The 24,426-nt window shown below is 47.7% G+C and carries 17 protein-coding genes; 8 read left to right on the plus strand and 9 right to left on the minus strand.

Annotated elements, in window-relative coordinates; genetic code table 11:
* Positions 1-8: 8 nt before the first annotated feature.
* The 3 genes from ptsG to EIZ48_RS12290 form a co-directional block, all read right to left on the minus strand.
* The gene (gene ptsG / locus EIZ48_RS12280; RefSeq protein ID WP_160651643.1) at positions 9-1,397 is read right to left on the minus strand and encodes a PTS glucose transporter subunit IIBC; all 1,389 of its coding nucleotides are present in this window, start codon (positions 1,395-1,397) and stop codon (positions 9-11) included.
* 875 nt (positions 1,398-2,272) lie between these two features.
* Positions 2,273-3,922, minus strand: coding sequence for a glycoside hydrolase family 32 protein (locus tag EIZ48_RS12285; RefSeq protein ID WP_160651646.1), 1,650 nt, complete (start codon positions 3,920-3,922; stop codon positions 2,273-2,275).
* 206 nt (positions 3,923-4,128) lie between these two features.
* A complete protein-coding gene (locus EIZ48_RS12290) occupies positions 4,129-5,118 on the minus strand; it encodes a LacI family DNA-binding transcriptional regulator (protein ID WP_160651649.1) in 990 nt (329 codons plus the stop codon).
* 342 nt (positions 5,119-5,460) lie between these two features.
* On the opposite strand from EIZ48_RS12290, the gene EIZ48_RS12295 reads away from it, so the two are divergent.
* Positions 5,461-6,897, plus strand: coding sequence for a sucrose-specific PTS transporter subunit IIBC (locus EIZ48_RS12295; RefSeq protein ID WP_075766947.1), 1,437 nt, complete (start codon positions 5,461-5,463; stop codon positions 6,895-6,897).
* Between the two features lie 77 nt (positions 6,898-6,974).
* Here EIZ48_RS12295 and EIZ48_RS12300 read toward each other — a convergent pair whose 3' ends face one another.
* Complete coding sequence (locus tag EIZ48_RS12300) at positions 6,975-7,382, minus strand: helix-turn-helix domain-containing protein (protein ID WP_160651652.1); 408 nt, start codon at positions 7,380-7,382, stop codon at positions 6,975-6,977.
* Between the two features lie 113 nt (positions 7,383-7,495).
* On the opposite strand from EIZ48_RS12300, the gene EIZ48_RS12305 reads away from it, so the two are divergent.
* On the plus strand, positions 7,496-8,404 hold the full coding sequence (locus EIZ48_RS12305) for an aldo/keto reductase (RefSeq protein WP_160651655.1): 909 nt from the start codon (positions 7,496-7,498) through the stop codon (positions 8,402-8,404).
* Between the two features lie 109 nt (positions 8,405-8,513).
* On the opposite strand, the gene EIZ48_RS12310 is transcribed toward EIZ48_RS12305, so the two are convergent.
* From EIZ48_RS12310 to EIZ48_RS12320, 3 genes are all read right to left on the minus strand, one after another.
* The gene (locus tag EIZ48_RS12310) at positions 8,514-9,455 is read right to left on the minus strand and encodes a universal stress protein (RefSeq protein WP_160651657.1); all 942 of its coding nucleotides are present in this window, start codon (positions 9,453-9,455) and stop codon (positions 8,514-8,516) included.
* Between the two features lie 206 nt (positions 9,456-9,661).
* Positions 9,662-10,027: a DUF3316 domain-containing protein gene (locus tag EIZ48_RS12315; protein ID WP_160651660.1), complete on the minus strand. Its 366-nt coding sequence runs from the start codon at positions 10,025-10,027 to the stop codon at positions 9,662-9,664.
* Between the two features lie 268 nt (positions 10,028-10,295).
* Entirely contained in the window at positions 10,296-13,265 is a 2,970-nt protein-coding gene (locus tag EIZ48_RS12320) for a TIM-barrel domain-containing protein (RefSeq protein WP_160651663.1), read from the minus strand.
* 456 nt (positions 13,266-13,721) lie between these two features.
* Here EIZ48_RS12320 and EIZ48_RS12325 point away from each other — a divergent pair, with 456 nt between their 5' ends.
* The 6 genes from EIZ48_RS12325 (at position 13,722) to EIZ48_RS12350 (ending at position 19,809) form a co-directional block, all read left to right on the plus strand.
* Entirely contained in the window at positions 13,722-15,194 is a 1,473-nt protein-coding gene (locus EIZ48_RS12325; protein ID WP_240152951.1) for a multiheme c-type cytochrome, read from the plus strand.
* Positions 15,195-15,242: 48 nt separating this feature from the next.
* Entirely contained in the window at positions 15,243-15,803 is a 561-nt protein-coding gene (locus EIZ48_RS12330) for a NapC/NirT family cytochrome c (RefSeq protein ID WP_160651666.1), read from the plus strand.
* A 162-nt stretch (positions 15,804-15,965) separates the two neighbouring features.
* Complete coding sequence (pnuC, locus tag EIZ48_RS12335) at positions 15,966-16,709, plus strand: nicotinamide riboside transporter PnuC (RefSeq protein ID WP_160651669.1); 744 nt, start codon at positions 15,966-15,968, stop codon at positions 16,707-16,709.
* On the plus strand, positions 16,706-17,437 hold the full coding sequence (locus EIZ48_RS12340) for a nucleoside phosphorylase (RefSeq protein WP_160651672.1): 732 nt from the start codon (positions 16,706-16,708) through the stop codon (positions 17,435-17,437). Before pnuC ends, EIZ48_RS12340 begins: the two co-directional genes overlap by 4 nt.
* Before the next feature lie 141 nt (positions 17,438-17,578).
* Positions 17,579-18,259 (plus strand): Crp/Fnr family transcriptional regulator, encoded by a 681-nt coding sequence (locus EIZ48_RS12345; protein ID WP_160651675.1) that lies wholly within the window; start codon positions 17,579-17,581, stop codon positions 18,257-18,259.
* A 356-nt stretch (positions 18,260-18,615) separates the two neighbouring features.
* A complete protein-coding gene (locus EIZ48_RS12350; RefSeq protein WP_160651678.1) occupies positions 18,616-19,809 on the plus strand; it encodes a NupC/NupG family nucleoside CNT transporter in 1,194 nt (397 codons plus the stop codon).
* A gap of 97 nt (positions 19,810-19,906) precedes the next feature.
* Here EIZ48_RS12350 and EIZ48_RS12355 read toward each other — a convergent pair whose 3' ends face one another.
* Together EIZ48_RS12355 and EIZ48_RS12360 are read right to left on the minus strand one after the other, a co-directional pair.
* The gene (locus EIZ48_RS12355; RefSeq protein ID WP_160651681.1) at positions 19,907-21,169 is read right to left on the minus strand and encodes a DEAD/DEAH box helicase; all 1,263 of its coding nucleotides are present in this window, start codon (positions 21,167-21,169) and stop codon (positions 19,907-19,909) included.
* Positions 21,170-21,285: 116 nt separating this feature from the next.
* On the minus strand, positions 21,286-23,001 hold the full coding sequence (locus EIZ48_RS12360; protein WP_160651684.1) for an ATP-binding response regulator: 1,716 nt from the start codon (positions 22,999-23,001) through the stop codon (positions 21,286-21,288).
* Between the last annotated feature and the right edge of the window lie 1,425 nt (positions 23,002-24,426).

Consider the following 24,426-nt stretch of genomic DNA (forward strand, 5'->3'; position numbering starts at 1 on the left):
GTTCAGGATTAAGCTAGTGCTTCCATCTGACCTTTGATGATTTCAGAGTGAGTACCGAATACTGCCTGGAAGTTGTCACCCTTCTCGAACACACCTGCTGCACCCAGTGCTTTCAGACGTGCTGTGTCAACTTTAGAGCCATCGATTACTGTTACACGTAGACGTGTGATACAAGCTTCAAGGTCTTTGATGTTAGCTTTGCCGCCGAATGCTTCAGTGATTTCTTTAGCAAGGCCGTCAGAAGCTGTGTTGACTTCAGTCTTAGACTCTTCTTCGTCTTCACGACCTACAGTTTTCAGGTCAAGCGCTTTGATTAGCGTAACGAATACTAGGAAGTAGATAACTGCGTAGACAAGACCGATTACTGGTAGCAACCAACCGTTAGTTGACTGACCGAACAGTAGGGTAAAGTCGAACAGGCCGTGGCTGAAAGTAGTACCGTGCTTGATGCCTAGTAGAATCATTACTACGAAAGCAGAACCAGCTAGTAGTGCGTGAGCAACGTACAGGATTGGAGCTACGAACAGGAATGCAAACTCGATTGGTTCAGTAATACCTGTTAGGAACGAAGTCAGTGCAGCAGAACCTAGGATAGAAGCAACTTTTAGTTTGTTCTCAGGCTTAGCTGTTACGTACATTGCAAGACATGCTGCAGGTAGACCGAACATCTTGAACATGTAACCACCAGCCAGGTTACCCGCTGTTGCATCACCTGCTAGGTAGCGAGGGATTTCACCGCGAACAACTTCACCAGCAGCCGTTGTGAACTCACCAACTTCGTAGAAGAAAGGTGCGTTCCAGATGTGGTGCAGACCGAATGGAATTAGAGAACGCTCAACGATACCGTAGATACCGAACGCAACTTCTGGAGACTGGTAAGCAGCCCACTCAGAGAATGCTGCGATACCGGCACCGATTGGCTGCCAAACGATAGCAAGGATAGCCGCTACCACACACGCTGCCAGAGAGGTTACGATTGGAACGAAGCGTTTACCGCCGAAGAAGCCAAGGTAAGTTGGTAGCTTGATATCATGATATTTGTTGAAAAGTTGTGCGGCTACCAAGCCCATGATGACACCACCGAATACACCGGTATCTGTGCCTTCAGCAACAACACCCAGAACGCGAGTCATTGTTAGGTAACCAAGACCTGCAGCAAGAGCAGCTACACCGTCGTTCTTTGTAAAGCCCAGTGCAACACCGATGGCAAATAGCAATGCCATGTTGGCGAACACACCCAGACCGGCCTCGGTCATTACCTGTGCTACGATATCAGGTAGGAATTTAGCAACTTCTGAGTTACCACCGATACCTAGAAGGATACCTGCTGCTGGCATACATGCCACCGGCAGCATGAGGCTACGCCCCATTTTTTGCATAGTACTAAAAACGTTCATTTGAACCCCCATTCATTATGAACTTTTAAAACAATATTTTTAGATTAATAAAAATGCTTAATACGCTGAGTTAAACTATCTAGTGAGTGAGCTAGATAAATACTAAAGCGGTGTAACTTTAAGATACCAGCCATCTATACTATTAATAAGATAAGTTGGTTTCTTTATTCAATAACACGTCGTATGAATAGTCAGACTAATCTTCTTAATCCTACGTTGAGTTAATTTCTTTTAATCGGAATCTTTTTGTTTAACCGTTCCAATTGATGTAGCTAATCATAAGACAGGTTTTAAAATAATTACGAGTCGTGCGTCACACTGGGTGTAACATAGTGTAATTTATAGTTTCTTTAGGTAACGAAAAAAGCGACTTATGTAAGTTTAACGTTACTTTGATTAAGTTGGACGCTATAAAATTGACGCTGAATCACGAGAGTTTTTGATTTAAATTGTTGATAATTAAAGGATATTTTGTGCATGGAGAGTGCTTTTAGCCTGTTACATTGGTGTTGGGCCGAAGAGGTAGGCGAAACATTATTCAAATTGTGAGTTTTATAACAGGATACCAATGAAACATTGGGCATATAGATTTTGCTACATCTTTATATAACTGCTTTTTCCATTCTCGGAGAGTGGTTTATAGTGAGTCACATACTTTATTAAATACAAAGCCGGGCAGTAAGTAACGCACTTAGTAAATATACACCTTTATGCCGTGCTTTAAAATATAATAGTCTCGATAATCGCGTTAGATTATTAATAACCTGTTAGGCACCGGTATTTATATAGAGTTAAGTGCTGGAAACTTTCGTTTCGACGATTTCCAGCACGCTTTGACGAGGGTTGCGGCTTTTATTTAAAGCGGTCTATTATGCTTAACCAAGTGGCCAGAATGTCACGTCTTGCCATAACTGCGGTCTGTCGGAAATTAACTGAAGACGAGTTGCATCCTCTGGCGTGAATACTCGGGCCGACATTGCGTATTCTCCATTATTAATGAATATCTCTAATGAAGAGTGATCAGCCAATACCTGAAGTTCAACATCCTCACCTGTGTGCCAGATAATCTCACGGACCTGTTCGCCATCAGTAGAAAGAGTATGGGTGCGATCAAGCAGGATACGTTGAGTATCCGAGTCCAGGATGATATCGCAGTATTGTTCGCCATTATCCATCAGGCGTAATGTGTTCTGTCCGGTTTCTGGCCAAGCTATTGTAGTTGATAGTTCATAGCTCTTGGTGTCTAGGTGGATGATTTGGTAAACCGATGCTTCGGTAAAGCTGTATTGCTGCTTTTCCCCACGTAGAGCCTGTAGTTCACGCGCCGGACGCTGGAACATTTTTCCGCCTTCCCAGCTCAATTCCCGCAGGCAGGTTAGCTGGTGCAGCCAGCCATCTTGGTTGCTTGGCTGATCGGTTTCATCGGGTAATCCCATCCAGCCGATAAGCAAACGGCGCCCGTCTGGTGTTTCGGCTGTTTGAGGGGCATAGAAGTCAAAACCATAATCCAGGGTGGTGAAATCACCAAGGGTGAGGTGGCCGTCCTGATCCAAAGACGCTTTGATATAGCCGTTATGGTGCGGAACCTTGAAGTGCTCGCTGGAGGACTTGATTCCCTGAGGGCAGATAATCCCAGCAAGCTGGCCATTAAGTTCAAACAAATCCGGGCATTCCCACATGTAGCCGAACTGTCCTAGCTCATCGCCATACAGGCCTTGATATGACCAGTGATAAAGATCATCGGAACGATAGATGGCAAGACGGCCCTGCAGTTGATGATCAGCTGTCTGATGCTGAGCACCGAGCAACATCAGCCAATGGTCATTGTGCCGGACGATTTTGGGATCGCGGCAGTGGGGAGTCACAGAGGGCGGCAGGGTATCGATAACCGGCCCGTGCTTGGTGAAACGCAGCCCGTCGTGTGATGTCGCCAGACATTGGGTGGTGATCCTATCGCGCTGCTCGCCGATACGGACATTACCGGTATAGAACAACATCAGCTCGTCGCCGTTGCTGACAGCATGGCCGGAAAATACACCATGGCTATCAAACCAATCTGACGGACACAGGGCAACGCGCTGGGTTGTCCAGTTAATCAGATCGGTGCTGGTAACGTGAGCCCAGTATTTATCTTTATGGTCGCAGGCAAACGGGTATAACTGATAGAAAAGGTGATACTCGCCTTGATGATAGATAAAGCCGTTAGGATCGTTGAGCAGTCCCTGAGGTGGCGCAATATGCCAGCTAGGGCGGTGGATGGATGTAGTTAGCTCCTGAACGCCAAGTAGCTGCTTGCGTTGGTTGGCTTCTATCCATTGACCGAGCTGCTGCCATTCATGCGTATCGAGAGGATGCTCTGGTTGCCAGGAGAGTTGAGATAGCTGGGTATTAAACGGCAGTTTGGCGGCAGCCGAAGAGCGTAGCGCTGGATTAGCAAGCTCAAGGATTACCTGCTCTTCGACACGAAGGGCTCGAAGTAAATTTTCGTTACCACCGCAAGCGGTGATCAGTTCAGTCAGTGTCATGGATGATAGCCTTAAATTGTTAGCACGAGGCCGCACCAACAATATACAGATTTTTAAATTTTCGGGAACGTTCCAAAAATAGACCAGAATCAACGTTGAGGCAAGTCGTGGCCGCAGGAATTGTAAGACTCAACGAAAAAGTGTGCGGAGGATCGAGTTAATGTTAGCGAGAAGCGGAGCTGTGCAGGCAGGGGAAACAGAGCTGCTTAGCAGCTCTGACGCGGTATCCAGTCAAAGCCAAGCACCAGCTTGGCGACCTGGCTTCGGCCTTGTTCGATGATTTCCAGTAGCATTTTGGCGGCATTATTGCCTGCGGGCTCAAAGGCATAGGCGAATGTCGACAGGCCCGGCGTCACCACTGAAGCCATTTCGTCATTACCGACACCGACAACCTTGATGTCCTTGCCCGGCTTGAGGCCTGCCGCGGCAATGGCCTGGATCGCACCGATGGCAATTCGGTCCGTGGCGCAGAAAACACCATCTGGTCGCTGGTTTTCTGCCAGTAACCGGGCCATCTCTTCACGACCGGAATCAATCGAAAATTGCCCTTGAGTATGAAACTGAGGTGGCGTTAAACCTAAATAATTCAATGCATTAGAAAATCCATCATAGCGCTGGCGATCAACAGCGATATCATCGCCTTTGACCCCGAGAAAGCCAACTGAACGGCAACCTGCTTGATGAAGTTGTTCGGCAGCACAATAGCCAACCCGGTAATCGTCGTGGATCACGCTCGGGATATTGAAGCCAGAGCCGTCCTGGCCGATCAGTACCACTGGGGCCTTCGAGCGCTTGATCGCGGTGATCAGCGCATCGTCGATATGGGTGGCGAACATCACTATTCCTTCAACCCGTTTTTGATTGAAGAGTTCGATGTACTGAATTTCTTTGCCAGCCTCCAGGGCACTGTTCGCCAGCAGTACGTGCTTGCCTGCCAGCTCGAATGCCTTGCTCAGGCCATCAACACCCTGCGAGACGGCATTGGAGGCAACACGGGGAACGATAATACCTATCAGATTGGTTTTATTGGATTTTAAATCTTTCGCCACTTGGTTGACGACGTAGCCGCATTCTTCGATCGCGCGGCGCACTTTGATTTTGGTCGCTTCTTTTACGCCATATTCGTCATTGATGACTCGTGAAACCGTGGACTTAGACACCCCGGCAAGACGTGCGACATCGTGTAGGCTCGCCATAGATACTCCTTTGTTTCGGCCATGATCATCCAGGTTCGGGATAGTTTGCAAATAGGATCCGGTTTTTACCCCGAATTGAGTGACTGTGATCACAATATATTGTCCATGTTCGCCCTTTTAGCCGATCATGCTCACACAAGAAAATTAGGGCCTTGACGATATTTGAGACATCAATAAAACTTGATTTCGGTAACGTTCCCGAAAATCAAAAATACTGCACCACCCAAGCAGTATCGGGATGGGAATGTTGCTGATGCAAACCACATGAGTGCTTGACCTAAGATTAGGGTTAAGATGAATTAAAACGTTCTGAGCGTGAATCCTGTTCGCGGAGGTATAGAGATGGACTTTCCTGTCATTGCCCGACAATTAATCGAAAAACTGGGCGGAAAAGAGAATATTGCTGCTGCTGCACACTGCGCAACGCGTCTGCGTTTAGCGCTACATGATGAAAACAAAGCCGATCTCAAGGCCATCGATGATATCGATGGAGTGAAGGGACAGTTCAAGGTGGCGGGTCAAATCCAGATCATTTTTGGGTCCGGTATCGTCAACCAGGTCTATGCAGCAATGACAGAGCAGACCGGCCAGACAGAAATGTCGACCAAGGACGTCGCGTCTGCAGGGGCCGAAAAACAGAATGTCGTGCAGCGTGCCGTGAAAGGGTTGTCTGATATTTTCGTACCGATCATTCCGGCAATCGTTGCCGGTGGCCTGTTGATGGGTTTGTTCAACGTTCTGACCGCGACTGGCTTGTTTATCGACGGCAAGTCCTTGATTGATGCCTACCCGGGCATGGCCGATCTGGCCTCGATGATCAATACCTTTGCCAACGCGCCATTTGTTTATCTCCCTGTTCTGTTAGCGTTCTCGGCAAGTAAGAAATTTGGTGGCAACCCGTTCCTCGGCGCCGCACTGGGTATGTTGATGGTACACCCGGATCTACTCAATGGCTGGGGCTTTGGTGGTGCCAGCGTCAGCGGCGATATCCCGGTCTGGAACATCTTCGGTTTTGAAATCCAGAAAGTTGGCTACCAGGGTTCAGTACTGCCGGTACTGGTTTCTGCCTTCATTTTGGCAAAAGTAGAAAATGGTCTGCGTAAGGTGGTTCCGTCCGTATTGGATAACCTGTTGACGCCGATGCTGGCAATTTTCATTACTGGTTTCCTGACCTTCACTCTGGTTGGTCCTATTACCCGTGATGCCGGTTTCTTGTTAGGTGACGGCCTGAACTGGTTGTACGAATCGGCTGGTTTTATCGGCGGGGCACTGTTTGGCCTTGTCTACGCACCGTTTGTTATCACAGGCATGCACCACAGCTTCATCGCATTTGAAACCCAGCTGCTGGCAGATATTGCAGTAACTGGCGGTACCTTTATCTTCCCGATTGCTGCAATGTCTAACGTTGCACAGGGCGCGGCATGTCTGGCTTTCGGATTTACGACCAAGGATATTAAAGCGAAGGGGATTGCAATGCCGTCCGGTGTAACGGCGCTGCTGGGTATTACCGAGCCGGCAATGTTTGGTGTAAACCTGAAGTATCGTTATCCGTTCATTGCTGCCGTTATCGGTGCGGCATCGGCAAGTGCGTTCATTACCCTGTTTAAGGTGAAGGCGACAGCACTGGGTGCGGCTGGTCTGCCGGGGATCATCTCTATCAGTCCGGATAGTGTATGGTTCTATGTTGTCGGTATGGCTATTTCGTTTGCCATCGCCTTTAGCCTGACGCTGGTATTGGGTACGCGGGCAAAGTTTAAAGCAGCGGCAGCTGCGGCATAAAAGCCAGAAACATTGATGATATAGACGTAAAGAGCCGGCAGTTTGTCGGCTTTTTCATCTTTATCTCGTTGGCAACATTAATCCGGTTCGTCTTGTTTTGCCAGAGCCAGAAAGGCGGCCATCCCACTGATATCAAGGTAACCGTCGGCTTTTTTATGGGTTCTGAGAAACTGATAACCTGATACGGTTTTTAACAAGTTCTCGGCCTCGTCAGGGCTAATTTTCTTGTTGTTGATGTGCTCGTAGGCCGCATAGAGGGCTGGTTTGTCGACCACTTCGGCCTGACGGTATAAATAGCCACAGCCTGTCGCAAGCCATTCCAGCGAACAGTTGGCCTTCATGGCTATCTGATTGGCTTTGGCAAGACTTGGTTCGCTGCCCTTGAGGTATTTTCGCAGCAGCGCTTCGCTGATGTCGACCCGGCGGGCAAAGCCGCTGACACTCTCTTCACCGATTAATGATTTCAGGCGCTGCGCAAAAGACATAGTTCGTACTCCAGTTCGAGGCCCGAAGGTTATAGCATTGCGATACCCCTGAAACAAGCCTAGGATGATTGGCAGTCCAAAATGAAATAAGTATTAGATGGAGTTTGACCCGTATGGTGGCAAAAGTTGAATTAAGCCCGCAAGGTCCGCAATTTTCCGAGTTAGTACAAGGCTATTGGCGTTTGGCAGACTGGCAGATGAACCCGGCACAGCGACTTGACTTTCTTAAGCAGCATGTCGAGCTGGGGATCACGACGGTCGATCACGCTGATATTTATGGCAATTACAGCTGCGAGACGTTGTTTGGCGAGGCGCTGGCACTGGATCCGAGCATTCGTGACCAGATAGAGATCGTCACCAAGTGTGATATCAAGTTGTGTTCCGAACAGTTTCCTGGCCGAAAAATTAACCATTACGATACTAGCAAGGCACACATTGTTGAGTCGGTAAATAACTCTTTGTCACGGCTACAGGTCGAGAATATCGATGTGTTGCTGATCCATCGCCCTGATGTTCTGATGGATGCCGACGAGGTGGCCGAAGCCTTTGCCGAGCTTAAACAGCAGGGAAAGGTGATTCATTTTGGCGTTTCGAATTTCTCTCCGGCGCAATTTGATTTGCTGCAGTCTCGGCTGGATGCTCCGCTGGTAACCAATCAGGTCGAGATCAACCCGCTGAATTTTGAAGTGGCCCACGACGGCACGCTGGATCAACTGCAGATGAAGCGAACCAAGCCGATGGCGTGGTCATGCCTGGCTGGTGGCGATATCTTTTCTGGCCAGTCAGAGCAGCAGGTGCGGGTACGCAATGAGCTCGAATTAATCTGTGACGAGGTTGGGGCAGCCAGTATTGATCAGGTTGTTTATGCCTGGGTGCGTCGTTTGCCGTCAAAGCCATTACCGATTATTGGATCGGGGAAAATCGAGCGTGTTCAGGCCGCTATCGATGCGCTGGATATTGAGCTAAGTCGTGAGCAGTGGTTCCGTGTCTGGGCGGCATCGAAAGGTCATGGGGTGCCATAAGCCGCTTATTGCTATGGCATAGTGAATGGAGAGGAAGCTTAACTGCCTGAAAGGCAGTTAAGCTTGCCAAGCGAAAACGAAGGCTAATGAGGCCTTGTTTTTATCCAGCTTATTCCAGCACTGGTGATTTAAACCCTTCAGGTTTGAGCGTGATCACCGAGCATTGGATTTTATCCAGCATATATTCGGCGGTGTTTCCCATGACGAAGCCGGCAATTCCGGTTCTGCACACCGTTCCCATGATCACCAAATCAATATCATGGCTGTTGATATAATCCGGTAAAATTTTCTTCGCATCCCCTTCAAGCATGGTAATTTCAACCGATGTCTTGCTATCGGCATAGGGTTCCATCAAGGCTTCGAGACGTGATGCCCTGTCTTCGCGTAATTTTTTTGCGATCACGGCGATTTCCAAATCATCACAACGGTTCCATTCCCGTAAATATCCCTCACTTTCCAGTCGCCAGGCATGACACAGATAGAGAGTGGCCTGGTTCATGCTGGCAAACTCGAAAGCGTGCTGGAGAATTTGCTCATTAAGCTCAGTCAAATCGGTGCCCGTGACATCAATCGCCGCGACCACTTTTTTGATCTGCCGGGATTCGCGCAAAGGGTGGATGGTCCAGAGCGGAATATTTGATTCACGCATTAAATGGCGGGTTGAGGTACCCCATTGACATGCCGTTTCTTTGTGGTCGCGGTGGGCATCGATAACAATTAAGTCGCTGCCGGTCTTCTCAGCTCCTTTAATTATTTCAATGTAGGGAATACCGGTTGTAACGACGGCATCAAACTCAATATCCGGATATTGGGGGCTTAATGTCTCGATGTGCTCTTTAAGTTCTCGCTCGCACTGGTTAGTGGCATTATCGAGCAGGTTCAATGTTGATACCGAGTAGCGACTGAGATCTTGCATCTCTGCCAGCTTTTCGATCACGGCAAAAAGGGTAACACGGGCTTTCTTCTGGTTGGCAAAATGAAGCGCCTGATGGAATCCTGAGCCGAGAGGCTGTTTGGGTGCGAGCGGAATGAGTAGACGTCGGTATGTCATAACGGCCTCCATAAGTGGATGATAAGTAGCTTGGCATTATTAAGTTTTGCTGAATATGGCGGGCTCACCACTGAAAATTGTATCTTTTTCTTAAATGTAGCAGCAGTAAGTTGGTGTGGGGGCGTTTCTCGTTGACGAGACAAGAGAAGAAAAGCGAATAAAAAAGCCGCGTCAGCGGCCAATGAGTCAGAATGAACGTGTAAGATTTAATCGCGGGATACTCGTACCCGGTAATGGTAGTTCACTACAACCAGGCCCTGATATTCGATTTGGTCAGGAACTCGGGACAGCTCTCGCACCATGACATAACTGCTGTCAATTTTGATCGATCTGACATCAAGTCGTGATGGCGGCACCCGCAAGGTTCGGCTCAGGTCAAACGATCTCTGCTCAGTCACATCGGTCATTATGCGATGGCCTTCCTGGTAGGCATTGCTTTTTTGATCGACATACTCAGTTCTAAAAGTAGAGGTACCTGTTCTGAATTGATAATTTCCCAGTGTGACAAAGTGATCAGCAACGGACAGGGAGCTAAATAAGAGCAGGAAGGAGGTGGCTAGTAGTTTCTTCATTACATTGCTCCTCTACGCTAAGTGTTTGGACACAATAAGATTTAAATCAAACGGTAGCGAAAGCGTATCGGTAGGGTGATAAAGCGTTTGGTTAGGAATGACTGTATATTGATAATTTTAAGCTTGAAGGTAGGTTGTTGCAAACGCTAGGGGGGCATCTATATATCTCAAATCAATCGCTTAGGCTTTGTTTTCTCTTATGTGTTTGATTTGATGACGTGCGAAGAAAAGACGGCTAGGTGCCGCCTTTTATCGTGGTTAGATAAGATTAGATTTTGGTTACCGAGTAGGTGCTGCTGTTATCGAATAAGGTAATACGGTAGCGACCTTCTCCCTGGCGAACCGTAATATCGGCACCACCTTGCTCAAGGCTGCCGTCGGCACCGTTGTCACCGAAATTCCGGCTCCAGTCACCAAATACATCGAACTTGAAGCGCTCATCGTTGCTGCTGCCAAACGTGACATCTGCCTGCCAGGTATTGTCTGCAATCAATGTCATCTCAGTGCTTGTCCAGCCATTGTTGGTGCCCCGGACAGCAAAGCTAGGCTGGTTCGAAGCAAAGCCGCAGTCGTTCTGACAGTTTTCCGCGGTGATGACCACCGTCTTGTTGGTTAGTACGGATTCGATGCCGGTGCGTACTGAAATCACGCTACCTTCCTTGAACCAGCCTTTTGCACCGTCTTTCAACAATGCGGCGCGGTTAGCCAATTGTGGCAGTGGCGTACCGTTTAGGGTAACGGTTGCCTTGTCCGTTGCATTGATCAGGTAACGAACTTCGTTATTGCGGCTGCTTGATGCGCCGCTGAAGTTGCCACTTGCTGCACCTATGGTGATTTGAACCCCGTTGCTGACTGGTGTCTGGCTGATCAGCGTTTCACGTACCTGGTAGTGCGGTACGCTACCATCGTCATAGTAGGCGACAGTGCTGCCGTCATCCTCGTAGAGAGTGAAGCTGCTGGCTTCGCTGGACGGGAAGATTTTGGCAATCAGTTCGTTATGGGCAGATCCGTCTTTGCGGTGGCCGAACACATCCTTCGTCTGCTCATCGACATACATCATAGGAATAATGGCACCGGCACGGGCGTAGGCAGGCACACGGTTACGGTTTTCTGATGCAATCCACTGGTTCACGTTTGACAGGGTAAGTCCGTCGGCACTCTCGTACTTCTCGAACGTGTGGTAGTTATACCAGGTACCGGCCGGCAGGTAGACGTCACGAGTCTGTGCAAACTGGGTCGTCAGGTTGGCGACCAGAATGTCTTTACCGATCATTTTCTGATCAGCCAGACCGATGAGTTTGGTATCGTTCTGGTAGTAGAAAGGCATTGGTGCAATAACAGGTTCGCCGTACTGATAGGCGCGATGAGCCAGTGAATAATAGTACGGGATCAACTCGTAACGCTGGCGCAGGTTGCTCAGGTTGCCAGCCGTATTACCGATCATCGCCGGAGAGGTTTCGGTGATGATGCAGTCGCTGCCTGTTGCACCCGGCATACCGCAGTTATTGCCATGAGGTCGGAGCGGGATATCCAGCCAGGCCGCGTTGGCAAACCATAGGCTGTACATCTCATCTTCGTTGTAGCCGGTGCCCGGTGCAATAGCTGTGTCTCGTTTACCCTTGTCATCGGACTTGCGCCAGAAGCCGCCAATATCCGAACTGTAGTAGTCGATACCGGCAAAAGACATCTGCATTGCCGCGTTATAGTGCATGTTCATGTGATCGAGACGACCGCCGATATCCCCAGACCATAGTCCTGCCCCGAAGCGTTGTGAGCCCACGGTACCGGCACGTGCGATGGAATAGGGACGCTGCGGGTTCTGGCTGTGGTTACGGACGTAACCGTCATAGATAGACTTGCTCCACAACAGGTTGTGAACGTTGTTGTAGTTGGCGTGATTACCGATGCTATAGCAAGCGTAGGAGCGGTAATCTTCCGGTTCACCCAAGTCGGTCCAGTGGCCGAGAATACCCAGATCGGTAATGTTTGGCTTACGCACATTGTCATGCCACCAGGCCGCTGCTTTGGTGTTCGACCAGTCGATCATGCCACTGACACCAAACCAGTTATTGAACTCGGTGATATCGTCGGTACCGCAGTTTTTGGCAAAACCGCCCTGTGCCGCCATGCCGTTGTAGTTGGTACCGCCGTAGTTACCCTGCTTGGAGACGTAGGACTCTTCGATGGTGATAAGACCGATACCGTCATTTTTCAAGCTGGCGACCTTGCCTGCAGGGTTAGGGAAGGCCTGCTCGTCAAAGCGCAGATCACCCATCGGGTTGGCCGGGCTGTTGTTCTGCCAGGCGTGCTTGAAACCAAACCAGGCTACATCCAGTAGTGCACCGTCGACAGGGAAATTGTTTTGACGCAAGGTGTTGATAGTGTCGTCCAGTTCGGCCCAGTTGTCGTAGGAGAACTCGGATACCCACATACCCAGGGCTTTTTTCGGCGGAACAGGAGGTCGGCCTACCAGCTCCATGAAGTCGCTGCGCAGGTCGGGCAGATCAGCTCCGCTCAGATAATAGAGGTTGGTTTCGGCAGCATCCTTGTTGCGAATTTCCCACCATTCACGTGACAGGTTGAAGCTGTTTTTGAGTTTTGAATCAAGAAACAGGGCGTAGTTAATGTCGTTACCGACCGCATAAAGTACAGGGAATTGCAGACGGGGCGTTGTCGCACCGGCATACGCGCCGTCAGTATAGGTTACGCTACTGAAGGTGTTGCCTCTGTCGTCCGGCGTACCAAAACCGCCGGTCTGCAGCCATTCGCCGTTGATCTGGCCGCCATTGTTCGGATCGATAGGGGCAAAGGTCTGGCCCAGGCCGTACACCGAGTGCATGCCACGGTTTTGCACCGAGGCGCCTTTCCATGTCGCGTCGTAGATTGCCGGACAGACAGTCGCACTTTGCTTGTTGCTTTGGTGCAGCTCAACAATGCTGATACAGCCGTTGTCACTGTTAACACTGACACTCAGCTCTTTGGTGCTAAAACCGTTTGAGCTGGGGGAATACACCTGTGGCCCGGTATAGTCCTGTTTGAAGACCATAGCAGTATTGCGGATTGTCGTCGGGCCATTGGTGTTGCTGTGGTGGCGGAAGGAGATATGCAGCAAATCATCATCTAATACATTGATGACCGTACTGGCTGAACCGTAGTTGAGCACATAGGCTTCGGGGACGGCTGCGAGGCTGACCCCGGGTGCCAGCAGGCAAGATATCGCCAGGAGTTTTTTATTCATATAAAAATAATCCATATAGTTAACTGAGATTCATACGTATTCTCTATGCATTAGAGCTAATACTCCTCCTCCTTGGTACTCAGCCCCCTGCAACTAATTGCTATAACTTTGAGCTGTGAGGCATTCTGTAGGTGTCTTTTTGCTCTGTATGTCGGCGGTTTGTACGAATAACCTTCTAATAAGGCATGAAAATTTGAAGTTATGTAGTCGGCTTTCGTCCATATCGGGTGCTAAACATGGTTGACCAGAATGGGGAATAGGCAGTGTGGATGGATAAAAATGCAATCAAGTGCACCCGATAGGATAATGAGAGAATGCTCAATTATTTTGCACTCAACCCCACAAATTAAATGTGGAAATTGAGCTTTCATCTAAGCTTTGAGATGAAAATACTCAGTTGCATGACCGAGACACTATGCAACACAACGAGAGCAGTGTAAGCAAATGAGGTTGGCTATGGACAATGAAAAGTTGGCTGTACGATACTTGTGCTGGTTCTTTTCGACGATGACTATTGTGGTGTTACTGTCATTGTCGATGACAGCAAATGCTGAACCCAAGGCGTTGATAATGAAGCCTTTTGCTCAGCTAAGCGAACAAAGCAAGGAGTGTGCAGCCTGTCATAAAGATAAAAACCCGTCTATTTACGCCCAATGGGGCCGTTCAAAACACTATGGTGCCAATGTAGGTTGCTACGAGTGTCACCAGGCAGATCCTTCCGATAAAGATGCGATTAAACATGAAGGTTATAATATTGCCGTTATCGTTTCGCCAAAAGACTGTGGCCAGTGCCATAACCAGGAAGTGGATCAGTTCTCGAAAAGTCACCATGCCAAAGCAGGCCAGATTATCGGTTCGCTCGATAACTTCCTGGCAGAAGTGGTCGAAGGCGCACTGACCCTGAACGGTCAGTCTCCGGCCGCTGTTAACGGTTGTTGGCAGTGCCATGGTTCAGAAGTTAAAGTGTTGGAAAATGGCGATTTGGATCCGACAACCTGGCCGAATACCGGGATTGGCCGGATTAATCCCGATGGTTCAATTGGTGCCTGTACAGCCTGTCACCAGCGACATGAGTTCGATATGGTTCAGGCCCGCCGTCCCGAGGCATGTGGTAAGTGTCACCTTGGCCCCGATCATCCACAAAAAGAAGTCTATGACGAATCGAAGCACGGGATTAACTTCTACGCCCATGTCGATCGGATGAATCTCGATTCTGCGAAGTGGATTGTCGGTGAGGATTATGATGCTGCCCCTACCTGTGCGACCTGCCATATGTCTGCCACCCGGGAGCTACCGGTGACGCATGATGTCGGTGATCGTATTTCCTGGACCCTCCGCCCGGCTATTTCAGAGAAAATTGATGCCAAAGATATCGCGTTGGGTAAAGAAACCAAGAGCTGGCAAGCACGTCGGGCAGATATGCAAAACGTCTGCCAGGCCTGTCACACCAAGTCGATGATCGACAATTTCTACATCCAGTTCGATTCACTGGTTGAGCTCTACAATGACAAGTTTGCCCGTCCGGGTAAGGCGCTGATGACGACGTTGAGCAAGGAAGGGATGATAACCGATATCGGTTTTGATGAAGAAATTGAGTGGACCTGGTTCTATCTGTGGCACCACGAAGGTCGACGTGCCCGCCATGGTGCAGCGATGCAGGCGCCTGACTATGTTCAGTGGCATGGTATGTACGAAGTGGCAGAGCGTTTCTATATCGAAATGGTTCCGCAATATCTTGAAATTGTGGAAGAGGCCGAACATGGCGGCAACAAAGAGGGGGCAGAGCGCGCCCGTGCCGTACTGCAGGAAATTCTGGACAGGCCAGAGCATGCCTGGTTTAGCGGTAAAGAGCCGGATTCTGTGAAAGAAGCCCGTAAGAAAGCACAGGCTGAGTTTAAGGCCCGTTATCTGAGCGAAAGCAAGGAATAATCATCCGGGGAGGCCGGTTTATCCGGCCTGACTCCTAAGTGAGGAACGATGGGAGAAGAACTATCTCGGACGCAACGCTTGTGGCGATGGCTGAAAAAACCGCTGTTATGGGGAATACCGATTGGTATTTTCCTGGTTGTATTGGCCATAGGTGCATTTCAGGGTGTGATGGTTGCGTCCAATCAGAATGCATTCTGTTTTAGCTGCCACCTCAGTATGGATACGATTGTCCAGGAATATAAGGCCTCGCCCCATTATGTCAGTGATGATGAAGTCTTGGCGACATGTGCCGATTGCCATGTTCCTCATGGTTTTATCGACAAGATGAAAGTCAAAATTGCTGCCACGGCTGATATTTATCACATGATAAAGGGCACCATAACCAAGGAGAATTTTGAAGAACACAGGCCCAGGCTGGCCAAAATGGTTTGGGACGACATGGTGGCCAATGACTCCGAGGCTTGCCGACATTGTCATGTAGGTGACAACTTCGATTTGAGCAAGCAACCTCAGCGAGCCAGGCTCAATCATGAGTTAATGGAGAGCCGGGGGGAAACCTGTATTAATTGCCATACCGGGATTGCCCATAAACGGATAGCTATCGAGTAACGAAGGCTGCGCCATGTGCGCAGCCTTTTTATTTGAGGTAGTTTGAGTTATTTGTGCCAAATTATGACCCTCGCCAAACTCGAAGGGACAAATGTCCTCGTTGCACTGGGGAGGGTTTTCTTACAATATCGCCAAGCAAAAATACTTTAGAAGGATAACAGGATGGACTTTGTAGCTTGGTTCGATATTAATAATACCTTAGTGAATATACCCATCGGCGGTGGTTACGCGATGTCGTGGATTGAAGCGGTGGGTACGGTATTTGGTTTGCTGTGTATTTGGTATGCAAGCCAGGAAAAAACGATCAACTATGTATTTGGTCTGATCAACGTTACCTTGTTTGCGATTATTTTCTATCAGATCCAGCTGTACGGGATCCTGCTTCTTCAGTTTTTCTTCTTCTGCGCCAACCTGTACGGCTGGTACGCCTGGACAAGGCCGACGTCGGACTCTGGCGATATGCTGGAAGTGCGTTGGCTGAGCAAGCAAAAGCTGGCAGTAACCGCTGCAATCAGCGTGGTGGCGATTGGTTTGATGACAATCTATATCGATCCGTTCTTCTTTGCCCTGGCCAACATTACCGTTGATGGTCTGAACCTGTTTGGTGCCGATTTGGCACGTCCGACACTTGAGCCGGACGCATTCCCGTTCTGGGATGCGACGATGACAGTACTGTCTGTAGTGGCGCAAATCCTGATGACCCGCAAGTATGTGGAAAACTGGATGCTTTGGGTCGTGATCAACGTGATCAGTGTCGGTATCTATGCCGCGCAGGGTGTATATGCACTGTCGATTGAGTACGCAATCCTGCTATTTATTGCAGCTAACGGTACTCGTGCGTGGATGAAAACGGCCAAGCAAAATCAGGCCAAGCAGCTTATCACCGAGAAAGAGGCAGTAGCATGAGTAAACAGCCTCATATCGCAGTCAGTGCCGAGCAGGTGTCTGAAAAAGTCATCGTATGTGGCGAGCCGGATCGGGTGAATCGTATCGCGGCCTTGCTTGAAAAAGCCGAGTTGCTGGCTGATAACCGTGAGTACCGGGTGATGAGCGGGCTCTACCAGGGCCAGAGGATCACTGTGTGCAGTACCGGTATTGGCGCGCCGTCAGCCATTATTGCCCTTGAAGAGCTGGCCCAGTGCGGAGCCAGGTATATGGTTCGGGTTGGCTCGGCCGGTGCTCTGCAGGCTAATATTGGTCTTGGTGAGTTGATAGTCGCAGAAGCGGCGGTTCGAGACGAAGGGGGCTCTAAGGCTTATGTGGCCAGCGAGTTTCCGGCGGTTGCCAGTCACCAGCTGGTATCTGGAATGGATGCTTATCTTAAACAACAGCGATACCCTTCCCATGCCGGTGTCGTCAGATCACACGACAGTTTCTATACCGATGGTGAAGAGGAGCTGTGCCAGTACTGGAACAAGCACGGGGTGTTGGGAGCCGATATGGAAACTTCGGCACTGTTTACCGTAGGGCGACTGCGCGGGCTTCAGGTCGCATCGATTCTGAATAATGTTGTTTTGTATCAGCAGGATGTTCAGGATGGTGTTAATCAGTATGTCAGTGCCGATGACATTATGATGGCTGGCGAAAACATGGCGGCCAAAGCGGCTCTCTACGCGCTCACAATCCGGCCCTAGTGATAAACTAGCTATTGGAATGTAATGAAACGAAGCCCGGCTGATGCTGGGCTTTATGTGATCTGCGTTGTTATGAGATTCTTGTGCTACATGCAAGCTTTCGCTAGGATTTGATGACTTTCAGGCTGCTGCTTTTGTCTTATGCAACTAAAACCTTACCAAACAGGCCGATTTACCCAACACCTGAATACCTTGTATCAAGAGTTCCGTCAGGCCTTTTACCAGTGTCAGCTCCACAGCAGGTATTATCAGGCTGGTGAGGAGATTTTGCGTCAGGGACAGGTCGTCGATCATTTATACCTGGCTTCGGTCGGTCGGGTCTCGATGAATATCTCCGCTGTAAATGGCCGTCGTTTTCAGCTTGGCGAGGTTGATTGTGATTATCATGTCTTTGGTGAAATGGAGCTGTTTACCGATACTTCATGCCAGTGGAATGTCGTTGCCGAGGAACAGCTTGAAGTTGATGTGATCTGCCTGAAGTCGGTGGCTGACCTGTTGCTTGCTCGTCCTGAGTTTACCTTGTTCTTTGCCAGCGCGCTGGCCAATGATTACCAGGACTCACTGGATATCTACACCTACCGCCTGTTACACCCGATTACCTATAATATTGCTTATGATCTGTGGCATAGGCATCAGGAAAGCGTGATGTTGGGAGCCTTTGACAAGGCAGGCCAGGAAGCCGAGCGGTTCGGGACCTCGAGCCGGGTTTACCGACGTGCCGTGAAGGAGCTGATTGACAAGGGGCTGGTGGTTAAAGACGGTGCTGAAATTCAGGTTGTGGATTTGGATGCATTGAAAGTCTTTATCGATCAATTTGAGTAGCTCATCTCCGGCTCAGCCTTAACGACTTTATTAACAGGCGTTGCTCATGAGCAGCGCCTTTTTCTTTTTTAAGTAAAATTCATGAATATCTGGCTGTATTTTGTACAACGCATTTTATGGTGTTCAGATTTCAATATTGATAATTGCTTTCTCCAAAACGGCTCAAATATCCCTCCGAAGCCCGTATTTCCGTTGTTTTTATTCCTTGTGGGCTGTTTGGATATTCTTTCGCTTTCTATTCATATAGATGAATAAATAGACAGGAATACAAAGTGAGATATTGGTCACTTTATTGGTGCAACAAATAGTGGAGCATTCACGCATTATTTGAAATACATCACCAAAGAGTACGTTTCATGTCTTACTTGCATTTTATTTTGGGCCTCGCTGTTGTGGCCGTATTAGCATTGGTTGTCAGCAAAGACAGAAAGAGCATCAAGGTTCGTTATATCATTCAGTTGCTTGTCATTGAGCTGGGGCTTGCATATTTCCTTCTTGGTTCAACCGCCGGTACTGGTATTGTCACGAAATTTTCAGATGGCTTTAAAAGCCTGATGGCTTTTGCCGCGGAAGGCACTAACTTTGTCTTTAGCGGGCTAGTGAATGTCGGCCAGTTTGACTTCTTCATGCATGTGCTTATGCCGATCGTATTTATTTCGGCACTGATCGGTATTCTTCAGCATATTAAGGTGCTGCCGGTTGTGATTCAGTTTATTGGTTTGGTGCTTTCTAAAGTAAATGGTATGGGCAAGCTGGAATCTTTCAACGCCATTAGTGCCTTGATGGTTGGCCAGTCGGAAAACTTTATTACCTACAAAGATATTCTGAGCAAGATGTCAGAGCGTCGTATGTACACATTGGCGGCAACGGCAATGTCTACGGTGTCGATGTCAATTGTTGGCTCTTACATGCAGTTGATTGAGCCAAAATACGTGGTTGCGGCTCTGATCCTTAATATGTTTAGCACCTTTATTATTCTGTCGATGATTAACCCTTATGATCATCATGCAGAAATGGACTTTGATGAATTGGTTAAAAGCGGCGGCGAAGAGAAACTGACGTTCTTCGAAATGCTGGGTGAATATATCCTGACCGGTTTTAAGGTGGCCGTGATCGTCGCAGCGATGCTGATTGGCTTTATTTCCCTGATTGCCATGGTGAACCAAGCCTTCACCTGGGCATTTGGAATCAGTTTTCAGGATACGATTGGCTACCTGTTCTATCCGGTCGCATGGCTGATGGGCATCCCTGCTGATGAAGCATTGCAAGCTGGCAGCATTATGGCAACCAAGCTGGTTTCTAACGAGTTCGTTGCAATGATGGCACTGCAGGACAAGATGGCGGGTCTGTCGGCTCAAACCGTGGGCACCTTGTCTATTTTCCTGGTTTCTTTTGCCAACTTCAGCTCTATCGGCATCATTGCCGGTGCGGTTAAAGGGGTAAACGAAGAGAAGGGTAACATGGTGGCACGCTTTGGCCTGCGTCTGCTATATGGTTCAACGTTGGTCAGTGTATTGTCAGCAATGATTGCCAATGTGATGATCAGCTAAACGCTTTGCTAGTTAATGATCCTACGCTCGCTCAAGATGATGCGAGCGTAGGACTCAGGGTTGGCAGCTCTGCCAACCCTCACCAGATTCTAGGCAACTAGTTTTTTCTTTCCTGATGACTTTTGTGTTTGGCCTGATCGTTGGCTGGCTTGCTGTTGGAGCTATGACGCCCTTTGTTCTGCTTGCTTTTGGGCACGTAATTCAAAATCGATACAGGGACTTCTTTTCTTGGTACAAACCCCTCAATTTCTTTTCGGGTGATCAGATGTCCGAGGCGACTTTCGATCATGCAAAGGTTTTTAAAGTCATCTTTCGAAACAAGCGAGATTGCCTCACCAGACGCTCCGGCTCGGCCGGTACGGCCAATACGATGGACGTAGTCATCCGCAGGATATGGCAAGTCATAGTTAATAACGCGCTGTAGATTATCGATATCAATACCGCGAGCGGCCACACCTGTTGCCACGAGTAAGTTAAGCTTACCCGATTTAAAATCAGCCAGAAGTTTTGTACGCACTTCCTGGCTCCGGCCGCTGTGGAACGACTCGGCTTTGATACCGCGCTTTTCGAGCTGGCTGACCAGCTTTGCGGCACCATGCTTGGTCTCGATAAAGATAAGCGCCTGCTCCCACTGGTTCTCTTTGATCAGATGGCTCAGCAAGGCTGATTTTTTGTCTTTGTCGACCGTGACCAGCCACTGGTCGATTTTTGGCTTGGCCGAGCTATCTGGCGTTACCGAAATCTCGAGCGGGTTATTGATGGCCGTTTTGGCCAGGATACGAACCTGTTTGGATAGCGTGGCAGAGAACAACAAGTTTTGACGCTCAAGCGGCAAGCGCTCAACAATCTTGTTGATATCGTCGATAAAGCCCATGTCGAGCATACGATCGGCTTCATCCAGCACCAGCACATCAAGTTCGTCAAAGTGCACCGCACGCTGGCTGTACATATCCAGTAGCCTGCCCGGCGTTGCAACCAGGATATCGACACCTTCTATCAGCTGTTGTTTCTGCTGCTTTGAATCTACGCCACCGTACATAGCCAGCGAAGAGAGCGAAAGGTGTTTACTGTACTGGGCAATATTTTCCTCAACCTGCACTGCCAGTTCTCGGGTGGGCACAAGGATCAATGCGCGAATACGCTTGCGACGAACCTGGCGCTGCTCTTCACTCAGCATTTGGATGATCGGCAGTACAAAACTAGCGGTTTTGCCTGTACCCGTCTGGGCCGCTGCCAGAAGGTCCTTGCCCGTCATGATGACAGGAATTGCTTTCTCTTGAATAGGCGTAGGTGTCTTGTAGCCGAGTTCGGTTACAGCTTTTACAATCGGATCGCTTAATCCAAGCTTGGAGAATGGCATGTTGAATCTCAGGTAGATGATTAATAAACGCTGTTATTGCGGGAGGCGATAACAGAGGGATAAACGTGCGCATTCTAACATTTGTAACGGTTGACCTGTAGCCGCATTTACAGTCGTTACATGGCTGAATAATAGAGGCGTGTATTACGTAACGAGAGCGGGGTATCTTTGAGGTGCTTGTTGATTTTTTGCAACAGGCGCTTTTTGGTGATCGGTTTGGTCAGGTGATCTTCCATCGTAAGCGTAATGGTTGTTGCCACATCTTCCCCGTATTCGCCGGTCAGCGCGACGATAGGGGTGGAGGGGGAAATCTTGCGGATTTCTTTTGTGGCTTCGAACCCGTCCATAACCGGCATCCGAATATCCATCAGGATGAAGTCAATCTGTTCTGCCATGACTGTCTCGACAGCTTTTTTGCCGTTTTCAGCCTGGAAGCAAATGATGCCTTCATTTTCGAGGTAGCCTTTGATCAGCAAACGATTTACCAGCATGTCGTCAACAACCAGCACTTTTTTTCCAATCAGGTTACCCAAGGGTTTAAGCTGACCATTTTCGATAATATGCTGAAGGCTGATCAGCAGTTCCTCTTCCCGACTGTCGATGACGCCTTGAATAAGGTTATCTGCCCCTTCGTAAGACTGGGCTGTCGAACCATTATTAGTACAGCTGATAATGGGAGTAATTTGGGCGATGGAGCCGAGTTCTCCGCAGCGAATAGATTTGATCGCATTGGCTGACTGCCGAGTAATATCTTCATCAATAAAGACAAAATCAAAATGCCGAAATGACAGTATGTGCATCATTTCTTTTATCGATTCGACTTTGGTGATCTTGATATTCAGCTCGTACAGCAATACCGTTAGTTTCAGGCTTGATGAAAACTCACCGACCAATAAGCAATATTTCCCCTTTAGTGCCCGTTTGAAGCGTTGAACGGTCTCTCTATCGTAGGTCGAGTTTATGATCGGAAAACTAAGGGTAAACTCGGTAAATTTCCCAGCCTCGGAGCGGCATGAGATATTGCCGCCAAACGCTGTCATTACACGTTGGCAGTATGCCAGACCCAGACCATTGCCATTGTTCTTACCTGAGGTGTACATTTCATCGAAAATATAGGGAAGTCGGGACGCATTTATTCCGGGGCCAGTATCGGTAAAGATGACTTTATTATGACGCTCCCCCGTACTTAGCCTGATGCTTATCTTCATTTCAGGGAATTCGGATATGTAATGTAAGCTATTGTTAAGTAGGTTAAAAATAATGAAGCTATAAAGGGTATCATCGCCTTTGAAAATGAAGTCAGTGTGCGGATCCAGTGAGATAAGATGCTTTGAGCTGGCATGCTCAAAATTGTAGTCATTGAGGGATTGCCTTATTAGCTCACGGGCAGAAAAGAGTCGGAACGAATCTGGGCTGATCCTGCCGCCCTGAAGTTCGTTCAGTATGACTTCAATAAACTTAGAACCAAGCTGAACGGCACTTTTTACCTCACAGATATTTTGGTAGAGGGTCTTCATCTCCGATGACGCATAGGGGACTAGGGATGAGGTGTCGAGGTCAAACAGGTCGGCATCAATTCGTTCAAAATGGTATTGAATTTTTGATAATGGGTTCTTCATTTCATGAGCAATAGAGCCAGCGAGTAACTGGGATTTGCGTATTTCATCCTCGGCATAAATAAACTTGTTTGATTGCTCGAGCACAAGCTGAAGGGCACTAATTTCTTCCTGACTGAAAATGCCACCCTCATTCTTTTTCGAAACCATGAATAAGTGAGTAATGACATCATCGTTAAAAATAGGCAGTACGAGAGCTGAGTCATTCTCAGCCATGCTATTTCTTATCTTGGTTAGTTTTTCTATGTCTGACGAGTGATATTCAATGAAATAGTCAAGCTCATCTTTTAGTATGGCTTCATTATGAGATTCAAGATAGTTAGCCAGTTCAGATTGTGATGAGTTAATACCAACCTTAATTATTTGGCCCGTATTCGAGTTGAGAATGTCCTTGACTTTATTTAGCGCTATATCACTTGACTGTTTAAAGTCATTTACCAGGCTATGAATATCGTTGACAGTATTGCTTGGTGAACCATATATGAAACGGTTTATATACCGCTGAAAAGCAGCCAAACTGTTTTTCCAAGAAATACCACTGATAATTATCCAGCATCCAATCAGGATAAAATGATACTCACTAGGATCCGTGTGTGTTAGCATCACTATTGGTGAGAGGTATAGCAAAATATTGAGCAAGTAGCTAATACTTAAGTGAGTAATATATCTGAGGCTATAAAATCTATCATTAAATATGGCATAGCCGACAAGAACTTGTTCGAAAATTGAAAGAGCAGGTGGTATCCAGGTCGCTGAATAGTCGTTTGAGATACTTGGTATTATAATATGGCATATCAGTGTGGACACCATAAAGATAGACATACCAAACATCATATAGTTGCTTTTTGTTTTATTTATTTTTATCTGGCTTTTTCTATATAGGTAAAAATTCCTGAAAGTTAGAATAAGAAGGATAAAACCAAAAATAAAAAGTTCATTAGATGCCTTGCCAAGTGTTATTGTAAAATGTCCGGTGGACGCAATAACTACATCGACAATTGTTAACTCTGGGTATAAGAACATTATCAACGAAACAATAATGCCAAATGTAAATGTATATGACTGATGTCTTTTTAATGGTTTATTAGCTCTTACTAGTAGACATGAAAATAAGAAAGTAAAGTTTGCTGATAAAAGTGAAGAAATGTTTGCTATCAAACCCACTTCTTTGGCGATTACCGAATCAAAATAAGATAAAAATTCCGACTGGAAAAAAGCGTTAGAAATAACCCAGATATTGATGAAAAGTAGATACAAGGAGTAGGTGTGGAAAATTGATTTTTTTACTTTTATTTCATTCTTAGATAAGAAGAGCAAATAGTAAGAAAGCCATATTGAAATTAGTATTGTTGAAATAATTAAAATGGAAAATTGCAGTCTGGAGAAAGAGGCTAAAGTGAGTTTAATAAGTTCATAAGTCATTATTACATTACCATCTTACTAGCAGCCAATGAAATCCATGTCAATATTGCTTTTTGCTATATGAATATAATTTTATATCTTATTGATTTTTTTCGCAATGATGATAGTCACCAAGATGCACTTAGGTGATAAATCCTGCCCGTTATGTAGGTGGGCTCACATTTCTCTACTGTTGGTACTGTTTCTCGTCACTCTCGATATTTTGTGTGATCATGTATT

Origin of the sequence: Photobacterium alginatilyticum, from assembly GCF_009910675.1 — a bacterium.
Classification (GTDB): domain Bacteria; phylum Pseudomonadota; class Gammaproteobacteria; order Enterobacterales; family Vibrionaceae; genus Photobacterium; species Photobacterium alginatilyticum.